Here is a 5,485-nt window from a genome sequence, read left to right as displayed (position 1 = left end):
CGCTTCTTCCGCCGTTGCCGCACTCATGAGCTTAAACTCAAAGATATATACACAGTCTGCGGTTCGCACAACTAAATCAGCTCTGCCTTTTGCCGTATGCGATTCAAGGTCTACATGATAGCCCATCAGTGTAAAGATGATATAAAACGCAATTTGATAATCACGTTCCCGCATTGCATGATGAGCCTTTGCTGCGGTACTATACGGAATACCGGCACAGGCCGTGTACATCCGTTTCATAAACATATCTATATCACCCTTGCGAAGGTCTAAAATAAAATCTTTTGTATAGAGTCCCGATTCATTTTTGTTCAGCGCCATAAAAGCCGGTGTAAGATTATGAAAAAAGCCTTGTTTTACTTCTTTGTTGGGAAAACAGAGCGTGTATGTATTAAACTCTTCGTTATAGCTTTGTATGGTTAAGTAGCCTGCCTGAAAGAATACCGGTGTGGGGTTTTCAGCATTCGGGCGGTAGTCCGATAAGCTATCCCTACTCATTTCTGCATGTTCGGTAATGTCCCGTATATCATACGTGCCGGCTTTGAGTAAATCAATTAAAAACGTCGGGGTACCGGTTGCAAACCAGTACGAGCCGAACTCGCAGGAAGCAAAACAATGTAACAGGCTCCATGGATTATATACATGCATACCTTTGTGATGAAACAAATACCCGTCATAGTTTTCTTTTAATCGCCTCAGGATTTCTGCTGAGTCTGTTTCATAGTTTTCTGCCAGTGCCTGTATTTCAGGCATGAATGTTGCTTCCAGCTCTGCTTGCGTGATGCCGCACAATTCAGCATACTGTTTTTCAAGAGAGATGTCGTACAGGTTATTGAGGTCGCTAAAGATGCTTACTTTACTAAACTTGGTAACGCCGGTTAAAAAGGCAAAGCGGATAGCCGCATCACAGGACTTTAACACACCGTAAAAGCCTTTTAGGATAGTACGGTAGGTGTCATGCAATGCGGGATTATCGGACATGGTTTCAAGCAGCGGTTTGTCGTATTCATCTACAAGAATGACTACTTGCGTACCGGTTTTTTCGTATGCTCGTTGAATAATACCTTTGAAACGTTCTGAGGGGAGGATTTCAGACTCTCTTTTATCGTATAGGTCTTCCCAGATACATAATTGATTGTGTAAAAGCCCCTCTAAATCTTCCCGTGTTTCGTATTTTGAGGGATTAAAATCCAAATAGAGTACAGGGTATACTTGCCAAGGATGTTCCTGCTGTGCCTCCCATTCAGCAATTTTTAAGCCGGTGAACAGCTCTTTTTGTCCAAGAAAATAGGCAGCAAGTGTAGAAAGAAATAAACTTTTACCAAATCGGCGCGGCCGGCTTAAAAAGCAAATCTTTCGATTTTCTACGAGGGTTCCTATCCATTCGGTTTTATCGATATATAAAAACTCTTTTTTCCGTAAATCTTCAAAACTCTGTAAGCTAAGCGGCAGTTTTCTTTTGGCAGTACTCATGCTATTAGTGTAACACGAAGGCAGGGATTGAGCAATGATGGCAGTCAGGGTGTCTGTGTTGCTTTATTGGGAACCTCTAAAACGGAAGTTTTTAGAGGTTCCCTACAGCAATAATCGTAAAAGCTCACTGTAAATACTTTTCCCAATCGCGCCAGCTTACGTAGGAAGTACCGTTGATGTCCATACTCATATCGGATAAATAAAACACTGCATTTTTTGCCGTTTCATCATTCAACAGCTGCAAATATTTGTTTGTGCTGCGCGACTGCTTTGCATCCGGGGTATTGGAACTTTTTATCTCAATCGCAAAAGTACGGTTCCAATCCGCAATCGTATCTACCTCCAACCCCTTGCTGTCTCTAAAAAAGGTCAGATTCGCTTTTTTGCCTTGATTCATGCGATATTTCAGTAATTCTGAAACGGCAAAGGTCTCAACCGCTGCTCCCTTGTATCTACTCAAGAGCAAATCCTCTTTTGTCTCCAGCCGTAAAAGATGACACAGCAGCCCAGAATCAACAAAATAGAGCTTCGGCGTTTTTACGATACTTCTTCCAAGATTATTGGTGTTCGGTTCAAGGAAGTGGATAATAAACGAAGCCTCTAAAATAGAAAGCCAGCTCTTTACCGTCGGTGCGGAAATGCCGGTATCCCGCGCAATGCTGTCCATAGAAAGCAGCTGCCCGCTCTGCACTGCGCAGATTTGAACAAACTTCTTAAATAGCGAAATATTACCGGAATTAATCTGATCCCGTATGTCCAAGTCCAAGTAGGTATCGATATAATTTTCATACCAATCCTCCGGAATAAAATGCCGGGCAGTATCATAGAGGGGCGGATATTGACCCGAAAAAATCAGCGTATACGGATTGTCCGGCAGCACACCGCCCGTCTGTAACTCGTGAATAGAAAACGGCAACAGCTTCAAAAACGCCGCCCGTCCAGCCAAACTGTCCGTCATATTTGCTTTTAACCGGAGCTGACTGGAACCCGTTACGATAAACGTTCCCGGAGCGCTGTGTTCCTTATCCACATGCAGTTTTATCGCATCAAAGATTTCCGGTACTTTCTGCGCCTCATCAATTACAGCTCCATCGGGAAACGCCATGATAAAGTCATTCGGATTCGACGCTGCAAGATTCCGCATCGTCCGGTCATCAAACGTCACATATTTTTTATCAGGGAAAACCGCTTTTGCCAGTGTTGATTTCCCGCTCTGCCGTGGCCCGGTTATACCAATCACAGGAAACTGAGAAGCCAACCGCCGCAACGCCTCTTCCGCTGTCCTTTTAACCATATCGCCGCTCCTTTTTTAATCCGACTACGAGTAAACCTGTTTGCCTTTTCTGTTACTGAAGAGGTACAGCATTGATGGTAATAATCAAAAGTATACTATGGTAAAATCATAAAGTCAATATAGGTAATAATCTAAAGTTTTATATAGTAATAATCTAAAGTTTTATACGGTGATAATATAAAGTTTTGTTTTTATCAGGAGGTTTCCCTCATCCCCTTGACACCCACCCCAATCGGTTGTATGTTTATATGCGTTAGCTAACACTGTACACCAAAGAAGGAATCCATGCCGAGAGATAAAACCGCCAATCATATAAAAATTATAGCCGCAGCAAAATCCGAATTTATGGAGATGGGCTTTGATAAGTCTTCCATGCGGAGCATTGCTGAACGCTGCGGTATGACGGCTGCGGGAATATATCGGCATTGTGTGGATAAAGCAGATCTCTTTGATCAAATTGTCGCTCCTGCGGTGGATCGCATAAACGCTTGGTTGGATGCGCACGTTGCGCGGTATGTGAATGCAGTTCATCACGAAGAACGTATACAGTGGCGTGATTCTGAAATCGATATGATGCGCGAGATAATCTATCCGAATATGGAAGAATATCATCTATTGCTGGCAAAATCGCAGGGGAGTAAGTACGAGCATTTTCTCCACGATCTTACAGAGGGACAGCAAGCGCAGCTTTTACAATATATGCCGATGCTTAAAGCGCAAGGCTACGCGGTGAGGGACGTTACTCCAAAGGAGCTGCATCTTTTGCTTTCAGCATATACGACCGCTCTCTTTGAACCGGTTATCCATAATTACAGCGTGGAAGAAGCACTCCGCTGCTTAACAACGGTAGAGACATTCTTTGTTCCGGGCTGGAAGCAGTTGTTCGGGTTTTAGAGATTTTCAATAGATAGGTACTTCTAAAAACATAACCGCCAAGACGCAACGAGTACAGAAGAATCACCCAGGAGGCAGCTAACTTAATACCCTCCCAAGACCTTTGCGTCCTCTGCGGTGAGTAATTGAAAGTTACAGTTTTTTAGAAGTTCCCGTAAGGAGAATTGCTTATGAAGGAAAAAGAAAAAAGTCCTTCGCCTATCGCGTGGGCTTTGGGACAAACAGGGGAACACAAAGGACAATATGTTTTGAGTGTTATCCTCGCAGTCATCGGCGTGGCCTTTTCCATCGCACCGTATTTTGTTGTTGCCGGCATCGTACATGGTTTGATGGGCGGAAACAAAGACCTATCATATTATATGATACGTTGTCTGATTATCGCAGCGTTCTGGTTTTGCCGTGTACTGTTTCATGCGCTTAGCACATCGACAAGTCATAGAGCAACGTTTGCGGTGCTCGCTGAAATCAGAAAACGCTGCACGGAAAAACTGACAAGAATGCCGCTGGGGGCGGTGCTGGAGCAAAGTTCCGGGGCGCTCAAGAATACACTCATCGAACGTATCGACAGCATTAAAACAACACTTGCGCATATCGTTCCGGAGTTCACCGCAAATTTACTAATCCCCGCCATCATTTTGATCTACATTTTTACCATTGACTGGCGTATGGGGCTGGCATCGCTTGCAACAATACCGGTGGGCTTTTTCTGTTACGGTCTTATGATGAAGGGCAGTCCTCAATTTTATCAACGCACGGTTACAGCCACCAAAGCACTCAATGATACGGCGGTTGAATATATCGGCGGTATTCAAGTCATCAAGGTTTTCGGAAATACAAAAAGTTCCTACGACCGCTTCGTGCATGATGCGTATGAAGCCGCTCACAGCTATATCGATTGGATGCGCTCCTGTATTCTCACCTTTACATTCGCCACGGTAATCATGCCCGCCACAATGGTTTCCGTGCTCCCCATCGGCGGTCTGTTGGTAAAAGGCGGCTCTCTTTCTCCTCAGAATCTCGTAACAATCATTATTCTGTCTGTCGGCATTATCACACCGCTTATAACCTTGATGAGTTATTTCGACGACTTTCGAACGATGGGAACCATCTTCGGTGAAGTTCAAAGTATTCTGTACGCGCCGGAAATGGAGCGCCCTGTAGACGGAACTGTTCCAAAAGAAAACACATTGAAACTGCAAGATGTTCATTTTTCGTATAAGGAAAAGGAAGTGCTTCACGGCATTTCTATGGAAATCCCGGAGGGCAGCTTTATTGCGCTGGTCGGTCCTTCCGGCAGCGGAAAGAGTACCATTGCGCGCCTCATCGCTTCGCTTTGGGATGTGAGCAGCGGCTCAATTTTGCTGGGAGATACGGACATTCGTGAAATTCCGCAAGAAGCATATTCGGATAAGATCGCCTTTGTCTCGCAGGATAATTATCTATTCAACATGACGGTCAGGGAAAATATCCGCATTGGACGGGCGGATGCAACTGATGCGGAAGTGGAGGAAGCGGTAAGACAAAGCGGTTGTCATGAATTCATTTTGGAGCTGGAGCACGGTTACGATACCGTGGTAGGCACTTCCGGCGGGCATCTTTCCGGCGGCGAGCGGCAGCGTATTTCCATTGCCAGAGCAATGCTGAAAGCGGCGCCTATTATCATTTTGGATGAGGCAACCGCCTACACCGATCCTGAAAACGAGGCGGTTATTCAGCGCTCTATCTCTAAGCTGACGGAGGGGAAGACGCTCATCGTGATTGCGCACCGGCTCTCGACGATTACTGCTGCCGATTGTATTTATGTCATTAAAGACGGCGCCGTTG

General features: G+C 45.0%; 4 protein-coding genes. 2 read left to right on the top strand and 2 right to left on the bottom strand.

Features of this window, described 5'->3' with window-relative positions; translation table 11 throughout:
- On the bottom strand, nt 1-1,473 hold a 1,473-nt coding region (locus ACTTJ8_RS11310), incomplete at its 3' end, for an ATP-binding protein (RefSeq protein WP_442721248.1).
- A 124-nt stretch (nt 1,474-1,597) separates the two neighbouring features.
- Complete coding sequence (locus ACTTJ8_RS11305) at nt 1,598-2,767, bottom strand: ATP-binding protein (RefSeq protein WP_442716898.1); 1,170 nt, start codon at nt 2,765-2,767, stop codon at nt 1,598-1,600.
- Nucleotides 2,768-3,052: 285 nt separating this feature from the next.
- Between ACTTJ8_RS11305 and ACTTJ8_RS11300 the strand changes: the two genes are divergently transcribed.
- Both ACTTJ8_RS11300 and ACTTJ8_RS11295 read left to right on the top strand, forming a co-directional pair.
- Nucleotides 3,053-3,661, top strand: a complete 609-nt coding sequence (locus tag ACTTJ8_RS11300; protein ID WP_442716899.1) for a TetR/AcrR family transcriptional regulator — start codon at nt 3,053-3,055, stop codon at nt 3,659-3,661.
- Between the two features lie 170 nt (nt 3,662-3,831).
- On the top strand, nt 3,832-5,485 hold a 1,654-nt coding region (locus ACTTJ8_RS11295), incomplete at its 3' end, for an ABC transporter ATP-binding protein (RefSeq protein WP_442721247.1).

The sequence above is a fragment of the Treponema sp. genome (assembly GCF_052169735.1).
Classification (GTDB): domain Bacteria; phylum Spirochaetota; class Spirochaetia; order Treponematales; family Treponemataceae; genus Treponema.
This window is presented reverse-complemented; position numbering and strand designations above follow the sequence as displayed.